This window comes from Flavobacterium algoris (assembly GCF_048158525.1).
Classification (GTDB): Bacteria; Bacteroidota; Bacteroidia; order Flavobacteriales; family Flavobacteriaceae; genus Flavobacterium; species Flavobacterium algoris.
This window is the reverse complement of record NZ_JBLNKT010000005.1, coordinates 137,104-162,732: the sequence shown is the minus strand read 5'-3', so window position 1 is coordinate 162,732 and position 25,629 is coordinate 137,104. Positions and strand designations below refer to the sequence as shown.

The window sequence follows — 25,629 nt, the reverse complement described above, 5'->3', positions numbered from 1 at the left end:
TCTACAACCGATCCTTTACAAATTCAATTTCAGTTTTCCCGTGTGCTTTTGGTTTTCCATCAGCGCCCAAACTTACCATTGTAGTATGGTCAATCGTAATAATTGTTTCTCTTGTCATCATGTTTCTGGCCTCACATTTTAATGTAAGCGAAGAATTTCCAAATTTGACAACATCAATACCAATTTCTATAATATCACCTTGTTTTGCTGAACTTCTAAAGTTGATTTCAGACATATGTTTAGTAACAATTTTTGTGTTTTCTAATTGGATGATAGTGTACAAAGCTAATTCTTCATCAATCCAAGCTAATAATTTACCTCCAAATAAGGTTCCGTTTGGGTTTAAATCTTCTGGTTTTACCCATTTTCTAGTGTGAAATCTCATAATTTTTCTTTAATATTTACAAAAATAAACTTTTCTTATGGCTATTTTCTTTATTTTTAAAGAAAAAACCATGAACGAACGCGATACTTTTTTAAAAGAATTCCGAGGACAAACAATAGGTTCCGTAACTACCCAATCTTCCACAGAGGAATCATTTCAAAATGAAGTGCTTAGGCCTATTTTGAAATTGCAAAATGATTTATTTATAGCGTCATTCCAGAATTATGTGGCAAAAAATAAAGCTGATTTTTATGGTTATACTACTGAAAAAAAAATATCGGTTATAGAAAATGCTATTCAAAAAGACATCAAATTTAGAAATGCTTTAAAAGGAATGATAATAGCATTGTTTACTGCCGACGAATATGCGGAGTATATAAAAAATTCCTCTAATATCAACAAAAGGATGATGAGTATGCTTATTGAAAGATTAAAAAGCCAAGTTCAATTGTTTGACATCAATTAAAACACATAATCCGATTTATTTTTAGTTCATTCAAAACACTATTTAGAAATGGCGATATGTTAAATCGACTGAATTTGTTGTCTATAATTTAAAAAATAGACGCTTATTGATGTAAATATTAGCATTTAATTATGATTTAATAATCGCAATGTTTTTTATAATAAATATTAGTTAAGTAAAATTATTTATGCTAATCGCTTGGATTTTTTCATTATAATTGTTAAAAATAAAGTTATGAAGGAAGAATATTTCAAATGGCATTCACCCAATCTGGGCAGAGATATTGAAATGCTGGTTTTTGGACATGCGGGATACCCTGTAATCTTATTTCCTACTTCTATGGGCAGTTACCATGAAAATAAAGATATGGGATTGATTGATTCTGCAAAATGGTATATTGAACAAGGTTTAATCCAAATATTTTGTCCAGACAGTATCGATAACGACAGTTTTTACAATAAGCAAATTCACCCTGTACATCGCATAGAAAATCATGTTAGATATGACAAAATGATTTGTCATGAAATCGTTGAAAAAGTAAAAAACAATACATCTTCCGGTAAAGTTGTTGTTGCGGGTTGTAGTTTTGGCGGGTATCATGCCGCTAATTTTGCTTTTCGACATCCGGGTTATGTGAGTCATATGTTTTCCATGAGTGGTGCTTTTAATATCAAGAGTTTTTTGGATGGTTTTCATAATGATGATGTTTTTTATAACAGTCCTGAAGATTATTTATATGGACTAGATGATCATGAATTGTGGAATATGGATATCGTTCTTGGAACTTCAAATTGGGATATTTGTTTTGATGCAAATCTAAAATTAAGTAAAGTTTTAAGTGACCGAAACATCCATCATTGGCTAGATATTCGCCAAGAACGAAAACACGATTGGCCTGTTTGGCAAGAAATGTTTCCGCATTATTTATCAAGAATTAATTTTTTTTAAAGCAATAAACGTATCAAGATGAAAAAAATAGGGATTTTATTTGGAATGGAAGATACCTTTCCGCAAGCATTTATCGAGCGTGTAAATTCAAAAAATGAAAATGGAATTATTGCCGAAGCAGTTGCCATTGATAAAGTAGTGCAAAATCAAGACGGAGAATACGCTGTAATTATTGACCGAATTTCACAAGATGTCCCTTTTTATCGTGCTTATTTAAAAAATGCTGCCTTGACGGGAACAAATGTCATTAATAACCCTTTTTGGTGGAGCGCTGATGATAAGTTTTTCAATAACGCTTTGGCAGATACTCTTGGAGTTCCGCTTCCTAATACAGTGATTCTTCCATCAGCGGAACATCCTACCGATACGACCGGGAAATCTTTTAGAAACCTAAAATACCCAATGGATTGGGAAGGAATCTTTGAATACATTGGATTTCCTGCGTATATGAAACCTTATGCCGGCGGTGGTTGGAAAAACGTATACCGATTGGAAAACAAAGAAGAGTTTTGGGAGAAACATCAGGAAACGGGGCAATTAGTGATGATGTTGCAAGAAGAAATTGTCTTTACGGAATATTTCAGAGTGTATTGTTTGGGCTGTAAAGCGGTTCGAATTATGCAATATGAACCACGAAATCCACATCATTTGCGTTACGTGATTGATGGGCCGCCGGTTGACAAAAAATTATTGGCAACTATAAAAGACTACACTTTACGCCTTTGTAAAGGATTGGGATATGATTTCAATACAGTTGAGTTTGCCGTTCGTGACGGAATTCCGTATGCCATTGATTTTGGAAATCCTGCGCCTGATGCTGAATTGACTTCGGTAGGTGCCGAAAATTTTGAATGGGTGGTTGAAGAAGCTGCAAAAATGGCTATCGCTGCCGCAAAAAAACAAAAGCCGGGGAAGATCAATCTGACTTGGGGAACTTTTATTAAAGACGCCGTAGCTGTAAAATAAAAATCATAGATAAACGGAATTTCCTAGCCCCGATTGTAGCGAAAATCCTTTCTATTCCTGATTTTTTTCAGGAATAGAAAGATGGAAACGAAAATCAGGAAATAAAAAAAATAATAATGAAAAAATTACCCGTTTTCACACTTGGTGTAGAAGAAGAATATCAAATTATTGATCCTGAAACAAGGGATCTGCGTTCCCATTTATCCAAAATTGTGGATGGTGCCAAAATAATTTTGAATGAGCAAGTGAAAGCCGAAATGCATCAATCAGTGGTGGAAGTAGGTACTAATATTTGCAATAGCGTCACTGATGCCAAAAATGAAATTAAATTTTTGCGCTCCAAAATTGTTGAATTAGCCGATAAACAAGATTTGATTGTGGGCGGTGCAGGAACACATCCTTTTTCGAAATGGCAAGATCAGCCTATTACCGATGATCCTCGTTATCATGATATTGTAAATGAATTGCAAGATGCGGCACGTTCTAATTTAATTTTTGGGATGCATTGTCATGTGGGGATTGAAAACCGTGAAATTGGCTTGCAATTGATGAATCAGGCGACCTATTTCTTGCCGCATATTTTTGCGCTTTCTACAAATTCCCCGTTTTGGGAAGGAAGACAAACGGGCTATAAATCCTTTAGAACTAAAGTTTTTGATAAATTTCCAAGAACTGGCTTGCCGGAATATTTTGATTCCGTGGGATCGTATGAGAATTATTTAGAGACATTGGTAAAGACCAATTGTATTGATAATCCGAAGAAAATTTGGTGGGATTTACGGTTGCATCCGTTTTATAATACAATAGAATTTAGGATTTGTGACATGTGTTTAACCGTTGATGAAACAATTTGTATTGTTGCCATTATTCAGGCACTTGTAGCTAAACTCTACAAGTTGAATATGAACAATACCAGTTTTAACATTTATCGATTGGCATTGATTAAAGAAAATAAATTTCGTGCGGCCCGTTATGGAATTGATAATAATATGATTGATTTTGGATTGCAAAAAGAAGTGCAAACCAAGATGCTTCTTCTGGAATTGCTTGATTTCATTGATGACGTAGTCGATGAATTGGGAAGTCGTGAGGATATTAATTATGTACATGAAATTTTGAAAAACGGAACTGGAGCAGATAAACAATTGGCTGTTTTTGAAGAAACGGGAGACCTTTGCAGCGTTGTTGATTTTATAACTGGTGAATTTACCAAGGGATTGTAAAATATAAATTACCTTTGTACCTTGTTTTTTAAAAATAGTTTATGCCCAATAAAATTATAAAAATAGCGATTTTGGATATGTACAACGGTGAACCTAACCAAGGTATGCGTTGTATAATTGATGTAGTGAATCGGTTTAGTCCAGTTATGAGTTTTGAAATATTCGATGTTCGGGTAAAATGTGAATTGCCGGATATTCACAAGTTCGATATTTATATTTCAACTGGAGGACCTGGAAATCCATTAATAGGTGATGGAAATTGGGATGTGAAATATTATGAATTTATTGATTCATTGAACAAATGGAACAATGAAAATTCAATTAAAAAACATGTACTATTTATTTGTCACTCTTTTCAAATGGCATGTTTGCATTTTGGTTTAGCTACAGTGACTAAAAGAAACGATACTTCTTTTGGTGTTATGACTATTCATAAAACAAAAGAAGGACTTGTTGATCCTCTTTTCGAAGGATTATCTGATCCGTTCTATGCAATTGATTCCAGAGACTATCAAGTTGTACAACCTAAGCTAAGTATTTTTACAAAAAAAGGGGCTAAAATTATTTCTTTAGAAAAAATTAGGGACCATGTACAATATGAACGTGCAATTATGGCAGTTCGTTTTACTGACTATTTTGTAGGTACTCAATTTCACCCAGAAGCAGATCCTATTAGTTTTGTTTCCCATTTGAGAAATAAAGAAGCAAAAGAGAAAATCAGAGCTATGAAAGGGAAAAGAAAGTTTAGAAATATGCTGGAAGATTTATTGGATGATGATAAAATATACAGAACCAATGAAACTTTGATTCCAAATTTCCTTCGAATAGCCATTAATGACTTGATGAAAACAAAGAAAATGCTTTCTAATTAATACAATCCATTCCAAATGATTTCAAAATATCGGGAGTTATTTAATGCTCAATTTACAGAAAAAAAATATCAAGAACTTAAAGATGATATTGCTTCCGATTTTAATTATATGCCTACTTTTCGAATAGGTGAAACTCCTTTTTTCATTTCAAATGAACTAAAATCGCAATTGATTGAAGGTAGCAATGAAGTTATAGCTTTAATTCAGGATAAATCATTTAAGTTACTTACAGATAAGTCATTAGAATTAAATCATAAAGTTCCAAATGAAGATGAGCACACTACTTTTTTAGCTATTGATTTTGGAATTTGCGAAGAAGATGGAGTGATTATCCCTAAACTGATTGAAGTACAAGGATTCCCTTCTTTGTATAATTATCAAATTAATTTATATAAAAAATTTAAGAATCAGTATCCTTTTCTTAGCGAATTAACTCCTTTTATCAATAATATTGAACCACAGGAATATATAGATATACTTCAAGAAGCGATTTGTAACAATCATCCCAAAGAAAATGTTATTCTTCTTGAAATAGAACCAGAAAAACAAAACACAAAAATCGATTTTTATTACTGTCACAGAGACATTGGAATCCCAATAGTTTGTGTTACTGAACTTATAAAAAAAGGGAAACAACTATTTTATAAAAACGAAAAAGGAGACGAAATTCTTGTAAAACGAATTTATAATCGGGTCATTTTTGATGAATTGGATTTACGCACTGATTTAAAATTGAATTTTCATTTCTCAGATGAGCTTGATGTAGAATGGGCAGGCCATCCCAACTGGTTTTTTAGAATCAGTAAATTTATTTTGCCTTTCTTAAAAGGAAAATATTTTATAGAAACTACATTATTGAGTGAACTCAAAGAAATCCCCGAGGATTTAGAAAATTATGTTTTAAAACCTTTATTTTCTTTTTCAGGAACGGGTGTTGTTTTTCATGTAAAAAAAGAAGACATAGAAGCGGTAGTTGAAAAAGAACTTTATATTCTCCAAAAAAAGGTAAACTACATTCCAATTGTTCAATCTCCTGATGGGAAAGTAAAAGCTGAAGTACGTATGCTTTGTATTTGGAAAAAAGAAGATACGGCTCCTACTGTACTTTGCAACTTAGTCCGATTGAGTCGTGGTGAAATGATAGGTGTGAAATTCAATAAAGATAAAGATTGGGTTGGTGGTACTTTGGGGTTATTTGAACGCTGATTTTTTTAAATAGTATTTCGACAACAAAAACGTCATTTTAACGCATTGACATTTAAATAAAACGTTTTAGTTAATCTATGTGTAATTTAAAACTTACAAAAAAATCAAGTTTTCCCTTTTTTAGAAAAAAAAATGTCTCTACTTAGTCTGAAAAAAATCAATTTTTTATAATTTTTGTTGATTAGAGATAGTATTTGATGATTTTTTTAAATCTATTTCCTTAATAATTTGCAAATTATTGAATTCTATCAATAATTTAACATTAAAAAAATGAATCTGTCTTATTTTTATTTATTATTGTATTGTTATAATAAATGCATAATATTCAACAAATAGTAATACTTTTAATAATTTAGTAAATGGATAGACGTAGAGCAATCAAAAACTTGGCATTGGTGCTGGGAGGTGTTATCTCAGCAACAACAGTTGGAATTTTAATTAAAGATTATGTAATTCCTGACAATGAGAATAGTAAAGTATCATTTTCACCTACAGATGAAGCTCTTTTAGCTGAATTTGCAGATATAATCATTCCTACTACAAAAGCAGCTCCCGGAGCTAAAGCGGCTGGTTTAGGTGCTTTTATTCCTATGATGATTAATGAATGTTATCCTGCTGATTTACAACAAACTTTTGCTTCTGGAATGAAAGCGATGGAAGAGAAATGTCAAAAAGAATACAGCAAAAATTTCATCTCTCTTTCTCCTGAAGAGCGTGTTAAAATAATGGAGCATTTAAGAACGGAATCACTTGTGGATGTTAAAAAACCTTCATTTTTCATTATTGCTAGAGACTTAACAATTTTAGGATATTTTTCATCAGAAATTGGTTGTACTCAAGCACGTGAATATATTGCAGTTCCTGGTAGATATGATGGGAGTGCAGATTACAAACCAGGTCAAAAAGCTTGGGCTACATAGAAATCAATTGGTAAAATAAAATCCTTTTTTATAAATGTTTTAGGATTTTATAATATTAATTTTTTCGAAATATTATCTTCAAATTAACCTAATAGAACTCCTCTAGAATGAATATAAATTCAAATTTAAAAGAAGAAAATACTTATGACGCAATTGTTATAGGTTCAGGAATAAGTGGTGGTTGGGCCGCAAAAGAACTAACTGAAAAAGGATTAAGAGTCTTGATGTTGGAACGCGGAATGAACATCGAACACATAAAAGATTACGATTCGGCCATGAAAAATCCATGGGAATTTAAGCATGCCGGAAAAATGACCGAAGAGCAAAAAAGAACGCACCCAGTTCAAACAAGAGATTACCCATATAGTGAAGCAAATGAAAAATGGTGGGTAAATGATTTAGAATGCCCGTATACCGAAGATAAACGTTTTGACTGGTATAGAGGTTTTCATGTTGGTGGAAAATCCTTAATGTGGGGACGTCAAAGTTACCGTTTAAGTGATCATAACTTTGAAGATAATGCTAAAGATGGTCATGGTAATGACTGGCCTATTCGTTATAAAGATATTTCCCCTTGGTATGATTATGCAGAAAAATTTGCAGGAATAAGCGGGCAAGCAGAAAATTGGCCTCTTTTACCTGATGGTATATTTTTACCACCAATGGATTTGAACTGTGTTGAGAAATCCGTTAAGGAAAGAATGGAAAAGCATTATAAAGGAACACGTATTCTTACCATTGGACGTACAGCAAACTTGACTGTTCCTCATAATGGTCGTGGGAATTGCCAATATAGAAATTTATGCAGCCGTGGTTGTCCGTTTGGTGCTTATTTCAGCACACAATCAGCTACCCTTCCTGCAGCTATGGCAACTAAAAGATTAACGGTAAGACCCTACTCTATTGTGAATCATATCATTTATGATAAAGATACCAAGAAAGCAAAAGGGGTTATGGTAATTGATGCAGAAACTAATGAAACAATGGAGTTTTATGCTAAAATTGTTTTTGTAAATGGCTCTACTTTAGGCTCAACATTTATTTTATTAAATTCAACTTCAGAAGCACATCCGGAAGGATTAGGTAATGCCAGTGGTCAATTAGGGCATAACTTGATGGATCATCATTTCCGTTGTGGTGCTTCAGGAAAAGCTGAAGGTTTTGAAGATAAATATACTTATGGCCGAAGAGCTAATGGTATTTATGTTCCTAGATATCAAAATATCGGAAATGATAAAAGAGACTATTTAAGAGGTTTTGGTTATCAAGGTGGGGCCAGTAGAAATCCTTGGCATGAAGAAGTTGCAGAATTAGCTTTTGGTGGAGATTTTAAAGACAAAATGAGTCTTCCAGCTGATACTTGGAATATGGGATTAGGTGGTTTTGGTGAAATGTTGCCTTATTATGAAAATAAAGTGTATATCAATCATGATAAAAAAGACAAATGGGGTCAACCGGTATTAGCTATTGATTGCGAATACAAAGAAAATGAGAAAAAAATGCGTATTGACATGATGAATGATGCAGCAGAAATGCTTGAAGCATCAGGAATTAAAAATGTAGAAACGTATGATAATGAATGTTATCCTGGAATGGCCATTCACGAAATGGGAACTGCCAGAATGGGTAACGACCCTAAAACTTCTGTTTTGAACAAATGGAATCAAATGCACGAAGTTAATAATGTATTTGTAACAGATGGTTCTTGTATGCCATCCATTGCTTGCCAAAACCCATCATTGACCTTTATGGCATTAACGGCTAGAGCTTGTGATTATGCAGTAAAAGAACTAAAAAAAGGGAATATTTAGTATACAAAAGATGAATAGAAAATTAAAAATGGGTATGGTCGGTGGTGGCCAAGATGCTTTTATAGGTGCCATTCACCGCTTAGCCGCCAATATGGATGGACTTATAGAATTAAGTTGTGGTGCATTGAGTATAAAACCAGAAACTGCAATTGCATCAGGAAAAGCCTTGTTTCTTCCAGAATCAAGAACATACCTAACTTATGAAGAAATGTTTAAAGCTGAAGCAGCATTACCTGCTAATGAACGAATGGATTTTGTAACTATTGTTACTCCCAATTTTGCCCATTTTGCACCTGCTATGATGGCTTTAGATTATGGTTTTAATGTCGTAATCGAAAAACCAATCACTTTTTCATTAGAAGAAGCCAAACTTTTAGAACAAAAAATAAAAGAAACAGGATTAATCCTTTGTTTGACACATACTTATTCCGGTTACCCAATGGTAAAGCAGGCAAAGGCTATGGTACGAGAGGGAAAACTTGGAAAGATTAGAAAAGTTTGGGTAGAATACCCTCAAGGATGGCTTAGTAAATTATCTGAAAGAGAAGGAAATACACAAGCTGCTTGGAGAACAGACCCAACAAAAGCAGGGAAAAGTTCTGTAATGGGAGACATTGGTACTCATGCAGCTCATTTAGCAGAATATATTACAGGATCTAAGATTACAGATGTCTGTGCGGAATTAAATACATTAGTTGAAGGACGTGTAATGGATGATGACGGAGCCGTAATGTTAAAATTTGATAATGGTGCTAAAGGTGTTTTAATGGCTTCTCAAGTTGCTGCAGGAGAAGAAAATGCTTTAAGAATAAGAGTTTATGGTGAAAAAGGTGGAATAGAATGGTTGCAACATGACCCTAATACTTTAATCGTAAGATGGTTAGATGAACCCGCACAAATTCTAAGAGCCGGTAGCAATTATGGACATTTATCCTCATTTGCTACTCATAATTGTCGTACTCCTGGAGGGCATCCAGAGGGATATTTAGAAGCATTTGCTAATATATATCGCAATTTTGCATTAACACTTGGTTGTAAACTAGATGGCAATGAGCCTACTCCAGAAATGTTAGATTTCCCTTCTGTTGAAGATGGATTAAGAGGTATGGCATTTATTGATAACGTTGTAGTTTCAGCACATTCAGATAAAAAATGGACTCCTTACGTTTTGTAGTAAAAGGGTATTCATAAAAAAAATAAAATAAATAAATGACAACAATACAAGGTCCTGCTGTATTTTTAGCCCAGTTTATTGGTGATGAAGCCCCTTTTAATTCCTTAGATGGAATTTGTAAATGGGCTGCGGATTTAGGTTTTAAAGGCATTCAAATGCCTACATTAGATACTCGATTCATCGATTTACAAAAAGTAGCTGAAAGTAAAACCTATGCTGACGAATTAAAAGGTACCATTGCTTCTTACGGATTAGAAATCACTGAATTATCAACGCATTTACAAGGTCAATTAGTGGCGGTTCATCCTGCTTATGATGATTTTTTTGATGCTTTTGCACCTAAAAATGTGCACGGTAATTCAAAAGCAAGACAAGAATGGGCTGTTCAACAGTTGAAATACGCTGCGAAAGCATCTCATAATTTAGGTTTAAATGCACATGCTACTTTCAGTGGTTCATTGCTTTGGCAGTATTTTCATCCATGGCCACAACGTCCACCAGGTTTAGTGGAAGATGGATTTGCTGAATTAGCAAAACGCTGGTTGCCTATCTTAAATGAATTTGATCAAAACGGTGTTGATCTTTGTTATGAAATTCATCCCGGAGAAGATTTATTTGACGGTGAAACGTATGAAATGTTCTTAAAAGCTGTAAATAATCACTCCAGAGCTTGTATTTTATATGATCCCTCCCATTTTGTTTTACAACAATTAGATTACATTCAATATATCGATTTTTATCACGAACGAATAAAAGCATTTCATGTTAAGGATGCTGAATTTAACCCAACAGGAAAACAAGGCACTTTCGGAGGTTACCAAAGTTGGGCAAATCGTGCAGGACGCTATCGTTCCCCTGGAGATGGACAAATTGACTTTAAAACCATTTTTAGCAAATTAGCGCAATACGATTATAAAGGTTGGGCAGTTATGGAATGGGAATGCTGTATTAAAAATCAAGAAGATGGAGCCCGTGAAGGTGCAGAATTTATAAAAAAGCATATTATAAAAGTAACTGATAAAGCTTTTGATGATTTTGCTGCAGTAGAAACAAATAAAGCATTTAACATGAAAAATTTAGGATTGTAAAACAATCCAAAATGGAGTCAAATTTGGTAATAATTCGAGGACCTATAGACTTTCTGTATTTCATAATAAAAACAAACATCTTATAATGGATATTAAAAAAGAAGACGATAAAGAGAACAAAATCATAACAAACCGTCGTGATTTTATAAAAACTAGTGCTATAGCTGCTGCAGCATTTATGATTGTTCCCAGACATGTTTTGGGAAGAGGGTTTGTAGCTCCAAGCGATCGTTTATTAATTGCCAGTATAGGTGTGGGTGGAAAAGGACAATCTGATATTGCTATGTTTGATAAAAGTGGAAAAGCAAATATTTCTTTTCTATGTGATGTTGATGATCGAAGAGCTGCTAAGAGTGTTGCAGCATTTCCTAAAGCCAAATATTATAAAGATTGGCGAGAAATGTTTGATAAAGAACATAAAAATTTTGATGCTGTTTCAGTAGCAACACCAGATCATAATCATGCAATACAAACCCTTGCAGCGATGCAATTAGGTAAGCATGTTTATGTTCAAAAACCATTAACGCATGACATTTATGAAGCTCGGATTTTAACTCAAGCTGCAAAAAAATACAAAGTGGTAACCCAAATGGGGAATCAAGGGGCGTCAAATGATGGAACCCGAATAATGAAGGAATGGTATGAAGCCGATTTAATTGGAGATGTTCATACTGTATATGCTTGGACTGATCGTCCAGTTTGGCCACAAGGAATCCCCTGGCCTACTACAAAAGCAGAAATTCCAAAAGAATTAGATTGGGATTTATGGTTAGGAACTGCACCACAAAGAGATTATGTAGATAAATTAGTTCCTTTCAACTGGCGTGGATGGTGGGATTATGGTACTGGCGCATTAGGAGATATGGGTTGTCACTTGATTGAAGCTCCTTTTAGCGTGTTAAACTTAAAATATGCTAAGGATGTGCAATGTAGCGTTGGATCTGTCTATGTTGATGAATTTAAAAGAGGTTACTTTCCACAAAGTTGTCCCCCTTCAAGCCATGTGACGTTAACCTTTCCTAAAACTAATAAAACGAATGGTGATGTAACTTTGCATTGGATGGATGGAGGAATTCAACCTGAAAGACCTTTGGAATTAGAACCAAATGAAATTTTTGGAGATGGTGGAAACGGTACTTTATTTGTTGGTACAAAAGGAAAAATGATGTGTGACACATATGGAATGAACCCTCGTTTGCTCCCTTTGACAAAAAATCAAAATATAAACGTTGCCCAAAAATACGCTAGAGTAAGCGGTGGAGCAGATGGACATTATAAACAATGGGTTGAAGCTTCGATTGCGGGTCCTGGGAAACAAGAATTAAGTTCTCCTTTTGAAATCGCTGGTCCTTTAACCGAGGCATTATTAATGGCTAATTTGGCTATCAGAGGATATGATATTCAAAAAGAAACAATTGGTAAAACGAAATATCCAGGTCGTTCAGTAAAATTACTGTGGGATAATGATGCTATGAAAATTACAAATTTTGATGATGTTAATCAATTTGTAAAACGAGAATATCGTCAGGGTTGGAATAATTTAACTTTATAAAAGTACTTAAAGCAATCATCATGATAAAAAAAATCCTAAGTTTATTAACATTAATAGTTATGGTACAAATAACAAATGCCCAAAATGAGTTTAAACCACTTTTTGATGGAAAAACCACCAAAGGCTGGCATACTTATGGTAAAAACACAGTAGGTACCGCTTGGAAAGTTGATGATGGTACATTGCATTTTGACCCATCTGCAACTACAAATAATCAGGGAGGAGATATTGTAACAGATAAGGAATATACTAATTTTTATTTAAAATTGGAATGGAAAGTAGCACCAAAATCAAATAGCGGAATCATATTCTACATTCATGAAGATCCTGAAAAATACAAAAATACTTACGAAACAGGTTTAGAAATGCAAGTTTTAGACAATGACGGACATCCTGATGGAAAAATAAGTAAGCATAGAGCTGGCAATTTATACGATCTGATAAAAAGTGACATTGAGCCCGTTAAACCAGTTGGAGAATGGAATACAGCTGAAATAATTAGTAATAATGGTCAGCTTACTTTAAAATTGAATGGAGTTATTGTTGTTGAAACAACACTTTGGAATGACAATTGGAAATCACTTATTGCTGGAAGTAAATTTGCTTCTTGGAAAAATTTTGGAACCTTTAAAACTGGAAAAATAGCCCTGCAAGATCATGGTGAAAATGTTTGGTATAGAAATATTGTAATTAAAGAGCTATAATTCTAAGAGATAATTTTCACAAATTAACATTAAAATAAAATTATAAACGATTTATATTAACTAACCTAAAACCAATGAATACCACAATCCGAATTAAATTATCTGCAATGATGTTCCTAGAATTTTTTATCTGGGGTGCATGGTTTGTAACACTAGGCACTTTTCTGGCAAGTAATTTACATGCTTCAGGTTCAGAAACTGCTGCTGTTTTTTCAACACAATCCTGGGGCGCAATTATTGCTCCTTTTATTATTGGTTTGATTGCCGATCGTTATTTTAATGCAGAGAAAATTTTAGGTATTCTTCATCTCATTGGAGCATTTTTGATGTATCAAATGTATGTTTCAGATGATGTTACTGCTTTTTATTCATATGTTTTAGGATATATGATTTTATATATGCCAACATTGGCACTAGTAAATTCAGTTGCTTTTAATCAAATGAAAGATCCTGAAAAAGAATTTGCAAATATTAGAGTTTGGGGAACCATAGGTTGGATTTTAGCTGGCTTATCCATTAGTTTCCTGTTTCATTGGGATTCAGCTGAAGGCGTTGGTCAGGGATTATTAAAAAACACTTTTCTTTTAGCAGGAATAGCCGCTTTTATTTTAGGAATATTTAGTTTTTCATTACCAAAAACACCACCGAAAGTAAGTGACGAAAAAATTAAAATTGGAGATATTATTGGTCTTGATGCTTTAAAACTTTTAAAAGATAAAAACTTTGCAATATTTTTCATATCATCAATTCTTATTTGTATTCCATTAGCTTTTTACTATCAAAACGCACATCCATTTTTAACTGAAGCTGGAGTTCAAAATCCAACAGGAAAAATGGCTATAGGTCAAATATCGGAAGCATTATTCTTATTATTAATTCCAGTATTTTTCAGCCGTTTTGGTTTTAAGAAAACTATTTTAGTAGGAATGTTAGCTTGGGCTATTCGTTATGTTTTGTTTGCTTATGGTAATGGAGGTGATTTGAGCTTTATGCTAATCATTGGTATTGCTTTACATGGTATTTGTTATGATTTCTTTTTTGTATCAGGTCAAATATACACCAACTCAAAAGCGGGTGAAAAATATAAAAGTGCAGCACAAGGTTTAATAACATTAGCTACATATGGTGTAGGTATGTTGATAGGTTTTGCAGTTGCGGGCTGGATAACGGATAATTACAAAATGCTTGATGGAACTATTGATTGGAAAATGGTATGGATTATTCCAGCAGGTATAGCATTAGGTGTATTTTTACTTTTTGCCCTTTTATTCAATGATAAAAGTAAAACGGAAAATGAAATTACAGCAGCATAAAAACAAAATATATGAGTACTAATTTAAATAGAAGATCGGTTATAAAAGGAATTCTTGCCGGGACTGCCGCAATGAGTATTCCAACTGGTTTTTCTGCTTTGGCTATGCCCAAAAATGAAACTGATATGGCGTCTAATTTTTTAAAGGGAAACATAAATCATTCTGTTGCGAGATGGTGTTTTAATGATTTTGACATAGAAAATCTTTGCATTGAAGTCAAAAAAATAGGAATCACAGGTATTGATTTGGTTGGGCCTAAAGATTGGCCTACATTGAAAAAATATGATTTAGTATCTACTATGTGTAATGGAGCTGAAATTAATTTAGTTGATGGCTTCAACGATGTCAAATTTCATGAAACACTAATAAAAAATTATACGGAAATGATTCCGCTAGTGGCGAAAGCAGGGTATAAAAATCTAATTTGTTTTAGCGGAAGCAGAAGAGGAATAACAGATGAAGAAGGTTGGAATAATTGTGTAATTGGTTTGCAAAAACTAATCCCTTTGGCAGAAAAGCATAATGTAACGCTGGTAATGGAGCTGTTAAACAGTAAAATCGACCATAAAGACTATCAATGTGATAAAACATATTGGGGAGTTGAATTGGCAAAACGTTTGAATTCTGAAAATTTCAAGTTGCTATATGATATATACCACATGCAAATTGATGAAGGTGATGTTATTAGAAACATAAATGAAAACCATCATTATATTGCCCATTTTCATACTGCAGGGGTTCCGGGTAGAAATGAAATAGACGAAACACAGGAACTAAATTACCCGGCAATAATGAGAGCTATTGCCAAAACAGGTTACAAAGGATTTGTAGGTCAAGAGTTTATTCCTAAAAATCCAAACAAATTAGTCTCCTTAAAACAGGCTATTACAATATGTGATATTTAATAAATAAAAAAATACTGATGATAAAAAGAAGAGATTTTTTAATAAATAGCGGTTTGGCATTGGGAGCATTAGCTATTGCTCCTTCATTTGCATTTGCTTCAAAAAAGAGACCGATTGGAATTCAATTATGGACTCTAAGAGACACTTTGCCTAAAGATGTAAAAGGTGTATTAGCCCAAGTTGGAAAAGTTGGATTTAATGAAGTAGAAACTTTTGGTTATTCCCCAAGTAATGGTTTTTTTGGTACTTCTGTAAAGGATTTTAAATCGATGCTGTGTGATAATGGTTTAAAGGCTACTAGTAATCATTTTGATTTCAATGGATATATAGAAAATGGCTCAACAGAATCTCTTAAGTCTTATGTAGAGACTGCTAATATTTTAGAAAGTGACTACATTACGATACCTTATATAGTACAAAATTTAAGAGGAAAAAGTAGTGATGATTATAAAAAATTAGCATCAAAAATAAATCAGGTTGCTGAAATTTGTAAGGCTTCAGGTTTAAAATTAGCGTATCACAATCATGATTTCGAATTTCAAAAATTTGAAGCTACTACGGGTTATGAGATTTTATTAAATAATACAGATAAAAACTTAGTTGACTTTGAAATGGATTTATACTGGGTAGTTCGTTCCGGAAATAATCCTTTACAATTATTCAAGGAACATCCAGGACGTTTTAAAATGTGGCATGTGAAAGATATGGATAAAATTAATCCAGATTTTAATGCCGAAATTGGAACTGGTTCGATAGATTTTAAAGCTATTTTTGCTGAAGCTGAGCTTTCAGGGATGAAACGTTTCTTTTTGGAACATGAATCTAATTACAAACCCAATCCAATAGAATCTGCAGCAGTAAGTTACAATTACATCAAAAATAACTTAATATAATATTCTAAAGAAATATAGTTATATAAAAAAAGGGATACTAAGTATCCCTTTTTTATTACCATTTTGTTACTCCTAATAATTTTTCGCCCAATTCACTCAGTTTAGCCGTTTCATATTTAGTTTGTTCCCAATTACGAGGATCTCCAGGAAATGCATATCCTTCTGGCGCTATCCTATTTTTCCACGAATTAATTCGCCATTGACGTAATTCTTCATTATCCTCTTCAGCGGGCATCATAGAAATGTATTGTGCCATTCTTACTTTATCTTTTGTAATATTTGGACGTATCCCATGAGGTTGCGTACTATTGAAAATTAATAAATCACCCGCTTCCATTTTTACTTTTACAAATTTATCTTCCAGTCCAGTAACATCTGGTTTGAAACGATTTCTATCTTCGGGTTGCGTTAATTTCCAAGTATCATAATTTCGATATAAATCAGGAATACATTGAAAACCTCCCATGTTTTCATCGGTTTGATCTGCTAAAGCAAGAACTCCTTGAACGTTTTGTGGTTTTGTTTCCGGGTCATAATCCCAATGTATGAATCCTTTGAAATCATAACCGGGTTTAATTGGCAAATTGAGATTGGCTCTATCTATTGTAACCCATAATTTTTCCGTTCCCCAAATGTCTACAAATGCATCATACACTTTTTGCATTTGTCGGTTATCCCATTGGTATTGATGATTGTATACTTCAACCATACCGCTATTAGTAAGTTCTTTCATTTGCATTTCGGCTCTGGGTGGAGCGTACCAAGTTTCAGGATCATTTTGATTTTTTTCTTCAAATTCCCATAAAAAATCTGCCATCTTTTTAGCATTTTCTTTTGGTACAGCGTTTTTTATTACAATGTATCCATTCTCGATCCAAAATTTCCAATCTTCTTCTGTTAGTAAACGTAATGGTTTCCCATTTGAACGATCATTTAATTTAGATGTACTGGATTTTGCTGTTGATGGATTCCCAGGAATATCTTTGTGAGCATTATTTGGTGCCATTGTAGGAGTCATAGTTGGTGTCATTGATTTATCATTCTTTTCCATTGTTCTGATATCTAGTGTTATTATTAATTCAAAATTAGAAAAAGTGAAGGCTAAATACTTTCACTAAATTTACTGCTATTTGTACAATATTGATTTATTTAGTATCTTTAATTAGAGATATGTATATTTTAAGCAATTATAGAGTTTATCAAGGTATGAAAATAGTTTTTGAAGATATAAAAAGATTAGCTGGAAGTTCATTTAGAATCTTAGTTAATCCAAAACTTAATGATTTTTACTACTGGCATTTTCATCCCGAATTTGAATTGACTTTTATTGTTGCGCCAAAAGGAACCCGACGTGTGGGAAATCATGTGAGTGATTTTGAAGGAAGTGATTTGGTTTTTATAGGTTCCAATATTCCTCATTTGAATTTTGATTACGGAATTAAAACAGAATATGAAAAAGTAGTTTTACAGATAAAAGAAGATTTTTTCAAAAATGATTTTAGTACAACTCCTGAATTAGCTTCCATTTATCAATTATTTGAAAATTCAAAAAAGGTAGTTAGTTTTCATGGAGACATAAAGAATAAAATTGGAAAAAGACTTCAAAAAATTCACCTTTTATCTCATTTTGAACAATTTATAGAAGTATTGTCTTTGTTTCAAATTTTAGCAACATCGAGTGAAATGACTCTTTTACATGATAGGCCATTTGAAAACCTATATAATAATAAAGAGCAATTACGACTAAAAGTGGTCTATAAATTTATAGAAAATAACTATCAAAGGGCTGTTTCCATTGAAGAAATTGCAAAGCTGACTCATTTATCAAAAGCTGCTTTTTGTCGTTATTTTAAGAAAATGACACGCTTGACGTTTACTGAATTTCTGAATCAATATCGAATTGAACAAGCAAAAAGACTTTTGCAAAGTGATAAAAATGTAACTGAAACTTGTTACGAATGCGGTTTTGAAAGCCTGTCTTATTTTAATAGAATTTTCAAAAAAGTAGTAGGTGAAAATCCAATTCAGTTTAAGAAAAGATAATAAGGATATGTTTCCAATTATATTTGAAAAACACATCCTTTTATTTATTTTTATTCCGTTATATTAAATCCTGCAACATAAAAATTTTTGTCAATTTCTAATTTTGGATTGTCAGTTTCAGCTGGAATATTTTTCCATTTCGTTTCAGGTTTCAGCAATTCTTCTTTTCCATTGAGAGTTACTTTTACTGGCATATTGAAATCCGGAACACAATTTGTCCAACGATACCCAAGATGATTATCCTTGAAAAAATATTCTAATGTCGGAATTCTGATATCTCTCAAATATTGGTTGAAGAATGGATTTAAGTCTATACCTACTTGTTGACTTAAGTACTCTTCGATTTGTTTGGTGGTAACCGTTTGATGGTAAAAACTACTATTCAATCCTCTTAAAATAGTTCTCCATTTGGCATCATCATTTATAATTTGGCGTAAAGTGTGTAGCATATTCGCCCCTTTATAATACATGTCACTGGAGCCTTCATTGTTGACATCATAGGTTCCAATTATTGGTTTGTCATTTGCAATATTTTTTCTAATCCCCCTTACGTAAGTATATCCCGCTTCCTTGCCATAATAATATTCAAGGAAAAGACTTTCAGAATAATCCGTAAAACTTTCATGTATCCACATGTCAGCAATATCTTTATAAGTAATATTATTAGCAAACCACTCATGTCCTGATTCATGAATAATGATGTAATCAAACTTTAACCCCCAACCCGTTCCACTTAAATCTCTTCCTAAATATCCATTTTGGAAACCATTTCCATACGTTACACTACTTTGATGTTCCATTCCTAAATACGGAGCTTCAACTAGCTTGTAACTGTCTTCATAAAATGGATACGGTCCAAACCAATGCTCGAAAGCTTTCAGCATTCGGGGCACATCTTGAAATTGTTTTTTTGCTTTGGTAAGATTATCTCTCAAAACATAATAAGTGCAATCCAAATCTCCTTTTTCTCCTTTAAATTTTTCCGAAAAAGTAACGTAATCACCTATATTGATATTTACGCCATAATTATTAATGGGATTTGATACCAACCAATTGTATGTTTTCGTTCCGTCTTTCATTTGTTTGACGCTTTGCAAACGACCATTGGAAACATCTGTCAAACCTTTTGGAACATTCACGCTAATAAGCATATTCTCAACTTCATCATACATATGGTCTTTGTTCGGCCACCAAACGCTGGCACCTAATCCTTGACAAGAAGAAGCTATAAAAGGATTCCCATTACTGTCTTTCTTCCAGGTTATGCCACCATCCCAAGGTGGATTTACGGCAACTTTAGGTTTTCCGCCGTAAAAGACCGTAAGTTCTTTTGTTGAACCAATTTTTTGAGGAGCTATCAATTCAATAAAAAAAGCATTTCCTTCTCTTTTGTATTTTAAAGCAATACCATCCTGAATGACTTTGTAAATCATCATAGGATTCTGCAAATCAATTTGCATAATATTGTAATCTTTTAATACTAAATATTTTATGGTATTCGAACCAGTAATAGTGCTGTCGGCAGGATTTACTTTAACATCCAAGTGATAATATTTCACATCCCACCAAGCTCTTTCTTTTGTGATACTACCTCGTAATGAATCTTGGTGGGTAAAAACTTGTCCTTTTTGTCCAAGAAGCCCTTGTGCATTAGCACTATTAGAAACAAAAAATAAAAAACAAATGAGACTTAAATATCTTTTCATGAACTTAAAATAAATATAAATGTTTAACAAATAAATGAATTAATGCAATTTTGAAAGCGATTTTTGTTCTACTATCGCTGTAAAATCAGTAGCTAATCGATTTCCATACTCTTCTAATAATTCTAAAACTCTTTCTTGTTTATCTGATTTTACAATAAGTCCCGCATGATATTCTAACGGAACTCGGAAGCACACTTCAGGATCTGAAAACGATGATAAATCCGGATGCTGGAATTTAGATAAAGTCAAAACAATTCCGGCATATCCCTTTTTTACTTTTGGCAGAGCATATTTGGTCTGTTTTACCAACGCATTTTCAATTGCTGCCCACTCTTTCCATAAATTAATGTTGGAAGCTTCGGCAACCATTTCCGCCAGATGCGCACCTCCTACTCGGGATGATGTTTCCAGAAAATAGATTTGTCCATCTTCCTTGCATTTTATAAATTCAGTATGAGCGGCACCATGTTTCAATCCAAAGCCTTTCAATACGTGTTCATTTATTTTTTTGATGGCTATATCATCTTCAGAATCATAAGGAATATTGGCAGAACGAAAAACACCTCCGTCTTGTGAAATTTCCATTGGCGTAGCCAAATATTTTGAAGTCAAACTAAAGATTACTTTACTATCCGAAATCAAACTATCGCAATGATACACATCGCCAGGTTTGAATTGCTCTAATAAATACTTGAATCTATTATTCCCCATTTCGTTTATGTGAATCCATAAACTCTCTTTGTCATATACTTTTATAATCCCGGACGCAGAAGCTTCGGAACGCGGTTTCAAAACCCATGGAGCTGGAATCGTATCAGCAAAAGTATTGATGTCATGATCATTAAACAAGGAACAAAAAGCAGGAATTGAAATACCGCAACTCTTCGCTCTCATGCGCATGGCAAGTTTATCTCTAAAATAGCGACCGGTAGTTTGTCCCATTCCGTCAATACGAAGATTTTCCCTGAGATAAGTTGCTTTTTCTACATCATAATCATCCAAAGCTACAATGGAATCAATTTTTGTAGACTTCATGAAATTTCCAACACCTAATAATAAATGCTCTAAATTCCAATCGACATCTTGCCCTTCCATATAAAAAATTTCATCAATAAATTGATGTGGCCATGGTTTGTCTCTCAGTTTTTCACTCGTCACTAAATAGACTTTGTTGCCTAACCTTTTTAAATTAATTAAAAAATCAGCACCCTTAAAATAATTTGAAATACAAAGAAAGGTTTTAGAGTTTTCCATACGTTATAAATTTTCTATGAACTTAGTTAATAAATGAACTCCATACCCTGTTGCATGTTTACTTTTAGCAAATTCATCATCGCCAAATGCTACGCCCGCAACGTCAAGATGTGCCCAAGCTTTGTGTTCTTGGGTAAAATATTCTAAAAATTTAGCTGCGCTTATTGCTCCGGCAACTGGTTTTCCACTATAATTTTTGACATCGGCAATATCGCTTTCAATGTCTGATTTATAAACATCCCAAAGTGGTAAAGGCCACAAACGCTCTCCAATTGCATCTCCGTTTTCTTGCAGTTTCTTTGACATTTCCTCATTATTGGTAAACAAGGCACCACATTCATACCCAAAAGTACCAACGCTACTCCCTGTAAGTGTGGCAATATCAACAATATATTCCGGATTGAAATTTTTAATTAAATACGATAAACCATCGGCTAAAACGAGTCGGCCTTCAGCATCAGTATCAATTATTTCTATGGAATGTCCACTGTAACTGTGAATCACATCACTAGGTAAAAAGGATTTGCTGTCAACTGAATTTTCGGCACAAGGAACAATAGCAGTAACTTTTACGGGCAATTGCAAATCGGCAATCAGTTGCATAGCCCCTAATACTGCACCACCGCCAGCCATATCGCATTTCATGTGGACCATTCCTGCCGTTTTTATATTTAACCCACCGGTGTCAAAGGTTATTCCTTTTCCCACCAATCCAACATGTTTTATGTTTTCCACTTCCGCAGCGGGAGTGTAATTCATAATGATAAATTGTGGTTCATTTTCACTTCCTTTTCCTACCGCCAAAAATGCGCCAAGACCTGCAATTTTAGAAGCTTCATAACCGAGAACTTCAACATCAAAGCCATATTTTTCTCCAGTCTCCATAGCCCATTTCGACAAGTATTTTGGATTAATGGTATTCGGTGGTAAATCAACTAAATTATAGGTTGCTAATTGTGCTTTGGCAATTTTAATTCCTTTTTTGGCTGTAGCCAAATAATCCTTTTCAGAAACCAAAATCAATGTAAATTCAGGATCTAAAAAAGGATGTTCCTTTTTGTCTGTTTTAAAATGTCCTAAATCGTAAGTTCCTAAAAGTAACCCCGAAATCATGGCTTCAACCTGATCCTGAGTAAATTGTTCGGGTATAACTAAAGCAACATTCGAACTGAAACTATCTTTTTGTTTCGATGAAATCCGACGAAAAATAGTTTTCAATGATTTATAGTCTATTGCTTTTCCTAAACCAATAAAAATATATGCATTGTTATCCTTTTCGGCTAAATAATGGGTGTCTTTTTTTCCAAAAAAAACTTTAGAAGTAATTTCCAATCCATTAAACGCAATGGGAACAATACTTTTTGAGTACGTTTCAAAAGCTGGAATTAAAATCGTTCCTGAAAAATTATCTAAGTTTACTACTGTATTTGTTTTCATTTGTTCTTTTAATTTTTTTTTGCTTATTGATTTAGGATACTTTAAATCAAGTACCTAAGTTTTTTTTGTATTAAAAAACAACCATTCAATTGCTTTAGGAAATTCATCACTCCAATAGGTTTCGCTATGTTTCCCTTGTCTATTGATACTTAAATTAATCTTTGATTTATCTTTTACAAATTCGCTTGAAATCAAATCCTTTTGAAACTTTTTTACGTGTTCAATCATTGTTGCACTTTCATCTCCACCAGCATACAAATAGATTTTTGTTCCTGCTGAATTAGCTTTTTCAGCATTGATTTTTAGTTCCGGAACAACCCAAAGTGATGGCGAGAATATCATTAACTTCCCATAAACTTCGGGGTTTCGCAATCCACTAAAAATACTGATTAATCCTCCCATAGAACTTCCTCCTATTCCCGTAAATTCCCGTTCTTTTTTGGTTCGAAAATTACTGTCCACATACGGTTTTAAAGTATCTGTTACAAATCGAATGTATTTTTTACCTTGACCTTTTCCCAATACCGTTTTCCCAACATTATATTCTTTTATCCGATCTTCTTCGGCATGTTCTATAGCAATAATTATAATTTTTCCAATTTTATATTCTGACATAACGGCCAGTTTTTTATCAATTTCCCAATTACCAAATTCGGCTGATTCATTGAATAAATTTTGGGCATCCTGCAAATACATAACCGGATAACTTTCACTGGAATGATCATAATCATGAGGCAACAAAGCCCAAATTTTCCTAGTTTTGTTCAGCTGAGGAATTATAAATTCATCTGAAATCAATTGCACTTGTGGCAAAAAAGATTGCTTAAACGGCAACCAGTTTTTTCTCCATCGGGCGACATGCTCTTTTTGAATACCAGTATAATTATTTGTTGAACGGTTTTCGGTACGATTTCCGCGACTGTCAATTTCTACTGCACTCCAATCCCCTTTCGTAAATTTATACAAAAGCGGTGCTGGATATTCAAAATCATGTGAAAATTTGTAATGATATAAACCAGTACCCATTTTCTCCATTATGAATTCTTTGTCCTGAGTACGCCAATTATTAAAATTACCAGAAATATAAACGGGCCTAGAATCATCTTCATCAGTTGTAAGGATAATATGTAGCCCGGTATTTATTGGATTTAATTCTTTGGTAAATGTGGTATTATTTGAATTCATCACTTGTATTGTACTGCTTATATTTTAAAAATAAATAGTAAATATAGTGGATTGCGATTTGAAATAAAAGAAAAAAGAAAACCCAATAGCAAATGAATTTCCTATTGGGTTTGTATTGGTAAAAAATAGTTAAGCTATTTTACTTTTGACGGCTCTTCAAAACTTCAACAACATCATTTAGTTTAAATCCTTTGGCTTGTAACAATATAAGGTAATGAAAGAGCAAGTCAGCACTTTCACTCAAAAACAAATCATCGTTATCATCTTTGGCTTCAATAACGACTTCAATTGCTTCTTCCCCTACTTTTTGGGCAATTTTGTTCATGCCTAATTTAAACAATGAAGCAACATAACTTTTTTCAGAATCCGCATTTTCTTTTCGAAGTTGGATTGTATCTTCTAAATTCGAAATAAAGCCATAATCTGCTTTGTTTTCGTCAGCCCAACACGTAGCTGTACCTTTATGGCATGTTGGTCCTTCTGCTTTTACCTGAATCAATAAAGTATCATTATCACAGTCGTTTTTGATATCAATCAGATTCAGAAAATTGCCACTTTCTTCGCCTTTTGTCCAAAGCCTTTGTTTAGTACGACTATAAAATGTTACTTTTTTAGTGTCAACCGTTTTTTGATACGCTTCGGCATTCATGAAACCCAACATCAAAACCGTTTTGGTTTCACTATCTTGAATTATGGCAGGAATTAATCCGTCTGTGTTTTTTGAGAAATCTATGTTCATGTTTTTAATTTAAAGATTGAAAAATTAAAGATTGAAAGATTATCTAATCTGATTTTCTTTTCTCTTTATTCTATTATCTGTTTCTATATTCTAACTTCAATATTGTTATTTTTAAGAGCTGCCTTCAACGTTTTGATTTCAATTTCTTTAAAATGAAATACACTTGCGGCCAATGCTGCGTCTGCTTTCCCTTCCAGAAAAGTGTCTACAAAATGTTGTATGTTTCCCGCGCCACCAGAAGCAATTATAGGAATATTAACTAATTCCGAAAGTGTAGCCAAAGCTTCATTGGCAAACCCATTTTTAGTTCCGTCATTGTCCATCGAGGTAAACAGAATTTCACCTGCGCCTCTTTGCTCCACTTCTTTGGCCCAATCAAATAAATTCAATTCGGTAGGTACTTTTCCGCCTACCAAATGAACAATCCATTGTCCATCAATTTGCTTGGCATCAATCGCAACAACGACACATTGGCTTCCAAATTTTTGTGCCAAATCATTAATCAGCTGCGGATTTTTCACAGCCGATGAATTAATGGAAACTTTGTCTGCTCCGTTTTGCAACAATACTTCAACATCACTAACTGATGAAATTCCACCACCAACAGTAAACGGAATATTAATAGTTGAAGCGACTTTTCGGACCAAATCCACTAAGGTTTTTCTCCGTTCTTCCGTTGCCGAAATATCCAAAAAAACCAATTCATCAGCACCTTCATCCGAATATATTTTGGCTAATTCCACCGGATCTCCTGCATCACGCAAGTCCACAAAATTAACACCTTTTACGGTTCTTCCGTTTTTAATGTCGAGACAGGGAATAATTCTTTTTGTAAGCAT

Annotated in this window: 24 protein-coding genes; 16 read left to right on the top strand and 8 right to left on the bottom strand. The window is 33.4% G+C overall.

From position 1 onward, the window contains the following. Position 1: 1 nt before the first annotated feature. Positions 2 to 385 (bottom strand): acyl-CoA thioesterase, encoded by a 384-nt coding sequence (locus tag ACM55I_RS04460; RefSeq protein ID WP_416845568.1) that lies wholly within the window; start codon positions 383 to 385, stop codon positions 2 to 4. A 70-nt stretch (positions 386 to 455) separates the two neighbouring features. Here ACM55I_RS04460 and ACM55I_RS04455 point away from each other — a divergent pair, with 70 nt between their 5' ends. The 15 genes from ACM55I_RS04455 (at position 456) to ACM55I_RS04385 (ending at position 16,426) form a co-directional block, all read left to right on the top strand. Next, a complete protein-coding gene (locus ACM55I_RS04455; RefSeq protein WP_416845588.1) occupies positions 456 to 851 on the top strand; it encodes a glyoxalase in 396 nt (131 codons plus the stop codon). Positions 852 to 1,085: 234 nt separating this feature from the next. Then, positions 1,086 to 1,799: an esterase family protein gene (locus ACM55I_RS04450; RefSeq protein WP_416845567.1), complete on the top strand. Its 714-nt coding sequence runs from the start codon at positions 1,086 to 1,088 to the stop codon at positions 1,797 to 1,799. Between the two features lie 18 nt (positions 1,800 to 1,817). Further along, positions 1,818 to 2,765: an ATP-grasp domain-containing protein gene (locus tag ACM55I_RS04445; protein ID WP_416845566.1), complete on the top strand. Its 948-nt coding sequence runs from the start codon at positions 1,818 to 1,820 to the stop codon at positions 2,763 to 2,765. A 116-nt stretch (positions 2,766 to 2,881) separates the two neighbouring features. Then, positions 2,882 to 3,988: a carboxylate-amine ligase gene (locus ACM55I_RS04440; protein WP_416845564.1), complete on the top strand. Its 1,107-nt coding sequence runs from the start codon at positions 2,882 to 2,884 to the stop codon at positions 3,986 to 3,988. Between the two features lie 41 nt (positions 3,989 to 4,029). Then, positions 4,030 to 4,860, top strand: a complete 831-nt coding sequence (locus ACM55I_RS04435; RefSeq protein ID WP_416845563.1) for a type 1 glutamine amidotransferase — start codon at positions 4,030 to 4,032, stop codon at positions 4,858 to 4,860. Positions 4,861 to 4,875: 15 nt separating this feature from the next. After that, positions 4,876 to 6,066, top strand: a complete 1,191-nt coding sequence (locus ACM55I_RS04430) for a hypothetical protein (protein WP_416845562.1) — start codon at positions 4,876 to 4,878, stop codon at positions 6,064 to 6,066. A 359-nt stretch (positions 6,067 to 6,425) separates the two neighbouring features. Continuing rightward, positions 6,426 to 6,986 carry a gluconate 2-dehydrogenase subunit 3 family protein gene (locus ACM55I_RS04425; protein WP_416845561.1) on the top strand — a complete coding sequence of 187 codons (561 nt, stop codon included), beginning with the start codon at positions 6,426 to 6,428 and terminating at the stop codon, positions 6,984 to 6,986. 107 nt (positions 6,987 to 7,093) lie between these two features. Continuing rightward, a complete protein-coding gene (locus ACM55I_RS04420; protein WP_416845559.1) occupies positions 7,094 to 8,797 on the top strand; it encodes a GMC oxidoreductase in 1,704 nt (567 codons plus the stop codon). A gap of 10 nt (positions 8,798 to 8,807) precedes the next feature. After that, on the top strand, positions 8,808 to 9,971 hold the full coding sequence (locus ACM55I_RS04415) for a Gfo/Idh/MocA family protein (protein WP_416845558.1): 1,164 nt from the start codon (positions 8,808 to 8,810) through the stop codon (positions 9,969 to 9,971). 35 nt (positions 9,972 to 10,006) lie between these two features. Next, a complete protein-coding gene (locus tag ACM55I_RS04410; RefSeq protein WP_416845557.1) occupies positions 10,007 to 11,059 on the top strand; it encodes a sugar phosphate isomerase/epimerase family protein in 1,053 nt (350 codons plus the stop codon). 85 nt (positions 11,060 to 11,144) lie between these two features. Further along, entirely contained in the window at positions 11,145 to 12,611 is a 1,467-nt protein-coding gene (locus ACM55I_RS04405) for a Gfo/Idh/MocA family protein (RefSeq protein WP_416845556.1), read from the top strand. A gap of 59 nt (positions 12,612 to 12,670) precedes the next feature. After that, positions 12,671 to 13,315, top strand: coding sequence for a 3-keto-disaccharide hydrolase (locus tag ACM55I_RS04400; RefSeq protein ID WP_416845555.1), 645 nt, complete (start codon positions 12,671 to 12,673; stop codon positions 13,313 to 13,315). 74 nt (positions 13,316 to 13,389) lie between these two features. Next, a complete protein-coding gene (locus tag ACM55I_RS04395) occupies positions 13,390 to 14,628 on the top strand; it encodes a nucleoside permease (protein ID WP_416845554.1) in 1,239 nt (412 codons plus the stop codon). Between the two features lie 11 nt (positions 14,629 to 14,639). Beyond that, a complete protein-coding gene (locus ACM55I_RS04390) occupies positions 14,640 to 15,533 on the top strand; it encodes a hydroxypyruvate isomerase family protein (protein ID WP_416845553.1) in 894 nt (297 codons plus the stop codon). Positions 15,534 to 15,550: 17 nt separating this feature from the next. Further along, entirely contained in the window at positions 15,551 to 16,426 is an 876-nt protein-coding gene (locus ACM55I_RS04385; protein WP_416845552.1) for a sugar phosphate isomerase/epimerase family protein, read from the top strand. Between the two features lie 55 nt (positions 16,427 to 16,481). On the opposite strand, the gene ACM55I_RS04380 is transcribed toward ACM55I_RS04385, so the two are convergent. Further along, a complete protein-coding gene (locus tag ACM55I_RS04380) occupies positions 16,482 to 17,477 on the bottom strand; it encodes a phytanoyl-CoA dioxygenase family protein (protein WP_416845551.1) in 996 nt (331 codons plus the stop codon). A gap of 155 nt (positions 17,478 to 17,632) precedes the next feature. On the opposite strand from ACM55I_RS04380, the gene ACM55I_RS04375 reads away from it, so the two are divergent. Further along, positions 17,633 to 18,469 (top strand): AraC family transcriptional regulator, encoded by an 837-nt coding sequence (locus ACM55I_RS04375; protein ID WP_416845550.1) that lies wholly within the window; start codon positions 17,633 to 17,635, stop codon positions 18,467 to 18,469. A 50-nt stretch (positions 18,470 to 18,519) separates the two neighbouring features. Here the strand turns inward: ACM55I_RS04375 and ACM55I_RS04370 are convergent, their stop codons facing one another. The 6 genes from ACM55I_RS04370 to hisF form a co-directional block, all read right to left on the bottom strand. Then, the gene (locus ACM55I_RS04370) at positions 18,520 to 20,175 is read right to left on the bottom strand and encodes a M1 family metallopeptidase (RefSeq protein WP_416845548.1); all 1,656 of its coding nucleotides are present in this window, start codon (positions 20,173 to 20,175) and stop codon (positions 18,520 to 18,522) included. Between the two features lie 39 nt (positions 20,176 to 20,214). Further along, a complete protein-coding gene (locus ACM55I_RS04365) occupies positions 20,215 to 21,429 on the bottom strand; it encodes an ATP-grasp domain-containing protein (RefSeq protein WP_416845547.1) in 1,215 nt (404 codons plus the stop codon). A 3-nt stretch (positions 21,430 to 21,432) separates the two neighbouring features. Next, the gene (locus ACM55I_RS04360) at positions 21,433 to 22,866 is read right to left on the bottom strand and encodes a leucyl aminopeptidase family protein (protein ID WP_416845546.1); all 1,434 of its coding nucleotides are present in this window, start codon (positions 22,864 to 22,866) and stop codon (positions 21,433 to 21,435) included. A gap of 54 nt (positions 22,867 to 22,920) precedes the next feature. Then, entirely contained in the window at positions 22,921 to 24,051 is a 1,131-nt protein-coding gene (locus tag ACM55I_RS04355) for an alpha/beta hydrolase (RefSeq protein WP_416845545.1), read from the bottom strand. Positions 24,052 to 24,190: 139 nt separating this feature from the next. Beyond that, the gene (gene hisIE / locus ACM55I_RS04350; protein ID WP_416845544.1) at positions 24,191 to 24,790 is read right to left on the bottom strand and encodes a bifunctional phosphoribosyl-AMP cyclohydrolase/phosphoribosyl-ATP diphosphatase HisIE; all 600 of its coding nucleotides are present in this window, start codon (positions 24,788 to 24,790) and stop codon (positions 24,191 to 24,193) included. A gap of 83 nt (positions 24,791 to 24,873) precedes the next feature. Then, positions 24,874 to 25,629, bottom strand: a complete 756-nt coding sequence (gene hisF / locus ACM55I_RS04345) for an imidazole glycerol phosphate synthase subunit HisF (protein WP_416845543.1) — start codon at positions 25,627 to 25,629, stop codon at positions 24,874 to 24,876.

Bases quoted from the DNA above. Each gene is read 5' to 3' on its own strand.
- ACM55I_RS04405 (WP_416845556.1), top strand. From the start codon at position 11,145: ATGGATATTAAAAAAGAAGACGATAAAGAGAACAAAATCATAACAAAC.
- ACM55I_RS04385 (WP_416845552.1), top strand. From the start codon at position 15,551: ATGATAAAAAGAAGAGATTTTTTAATAAATAGCGGTTTGGCATTGGGA.
- ACM55I_RS04455 (WP_416845588.1), top strand. From the start codon at position 456: ATGAACGAACGCGATACTTTTTTAAAAGAATTCCGAGGACAAACAATA.
- ACM55I_RS04450 (WP_416845567.1), top strand. From the start codon at position 1,086: ATGAAGGAAGAATATTTCAAATGGCATTCACCCAATCTGGGCAGAGAT.
- hisIE (WP_416845544.1), bottom strand. From the start codon at position 24,790: ATGAACATAGATTTCTCAAAAAACACAGACGGATTAATTCCTGCCATA.
- ACM55I_RS04435 (WP_416845563.1), top strand. From the start codon at position 4,030: ATGCCCAATAAAATTATAAAAATAGCGATTTTGGATATGTACAACGGT.
- ACM55I_RS04370 (WP_416845548.1), bottom strand. From the start codon at position 20,175: ATGAAAAGATATTTAAGTCTCATTTGTTTTTTATTTTTTGTTTCTAAT.
- ACM55I_RS04430 (WP_416845562.1), top strand. From the start codon at position 4,876: ATGATTTCAAAATATCGGGAGTTATTTAATGCTCAATTTACAGAAAAA.
- ACM55I_RS04365 (WP_416845547.1), bottom strand. From the start codon at position 21,429: ATGGAAAACTCTAAAACCTTTCTTTGTATTTCAAATTATTTTAAGGGT.
- ACM55I_RS04400 (WP_416845555.1), top strand. From the start codon at position 12,671: ATGGTACAAATAACAAATGCCCAAAATGAGTTTAAACCACTTTTTGAT.
- ACM55I_RS04415 (WP_416845558.1), top strand. From the start codon at position 8,808: ATGAATAGAAAATTAAAAATGGGTATGGTCGGTGGTGGCCAAGATGCT.
- ACM55I_RS04395 (WP_416845554.1), top strand. From the start codon at position 13,390: ATGAATACCACAATCCGAATTAAATTATCTGCAATGATGTTCCTAGAA.
- ACM55I_RS04355 (WP_416845545.1), bottom strand. From the start codon at position 24,051: ATGAATTCAAATAATACCACATTTACCAAAGAATTAAATCCAATAAAT.
- ACM55I_RS04460 (WP_416845568.1), bottom strand. From the start codon at position 385: ATGAGATTTCACACTAGAAAATGGGTAAAACCAGAAGATTTAAACCCA.
- ACM55I_RS04410 (WP_416845557.1), top strand. From the start codon at position 10,007: ATGACAACAATACAAGGTCCTGCTGTATTTTTAGCCCAGTTTATTGGT.
- ACM55I_RS04425 (WP_416845561.1), top strand. From the start codon at position 6,426: ATGGATAGACGTAGAGCAATCAAAAACTTGGCATTGGTGCTGGGAGGT.
- ACM55I_RS04445 (WP_416845566.1), top strand. From the start codon at position 1,818: ATGAAAAAAATAGGGATTTTATTTGGAATGGAAGATACCTTTCCGCAA.
- ACM55I_RS04420 (WP_416845559.1), top strand. From the start codon at position 7,094: ATGAATATAAATTCAAATTTAAAAGAAGAAAATACTTATGACGCAATT.
- hisF (WP_416845543.1), bottom strand. From the start codon at position 25,629: ATGCTTACAAAAAGAATTATTCCCTGTCTCGACATTAAAAACGGAAGA.
- ACM55I_RS04360 (WP_416845546.1), bottom strand. From the start codon at position 22,866: ATGAAAACAAATACAGTAGTAAACTTAGATAATTTTTCAGGAACGATT.
- ACM55I_RS04380 (WP_416845551.1), bottom strand. From the start codon at position 17,477: ATGGAAAAGAATGATAAATCAATGACACCAACTATGACTCCTACAATG.
- ACM55I_RS04375 (WP_416845550.1), top strand. From the start codon at position 17,633: ATGAAAATAGTTTTTGAAGATATAAAAAGATTAGCTGGAAGTTCATTT.
- ACM55I_RS04440 (WP_416845564.1), top strand. From the start codon at position 2,882: ATGAAAAAATTACCCGTTTTCACACTTGGTGTAGAAGAAGAATATCAA.
- ACM55I_RS04390 (WP_416845553.1), top strand. From the start codon at position 14,640: ATGAGTACTAATTTAAATAGAAGATCGGTTATAAAAGGAATTCTTGCC.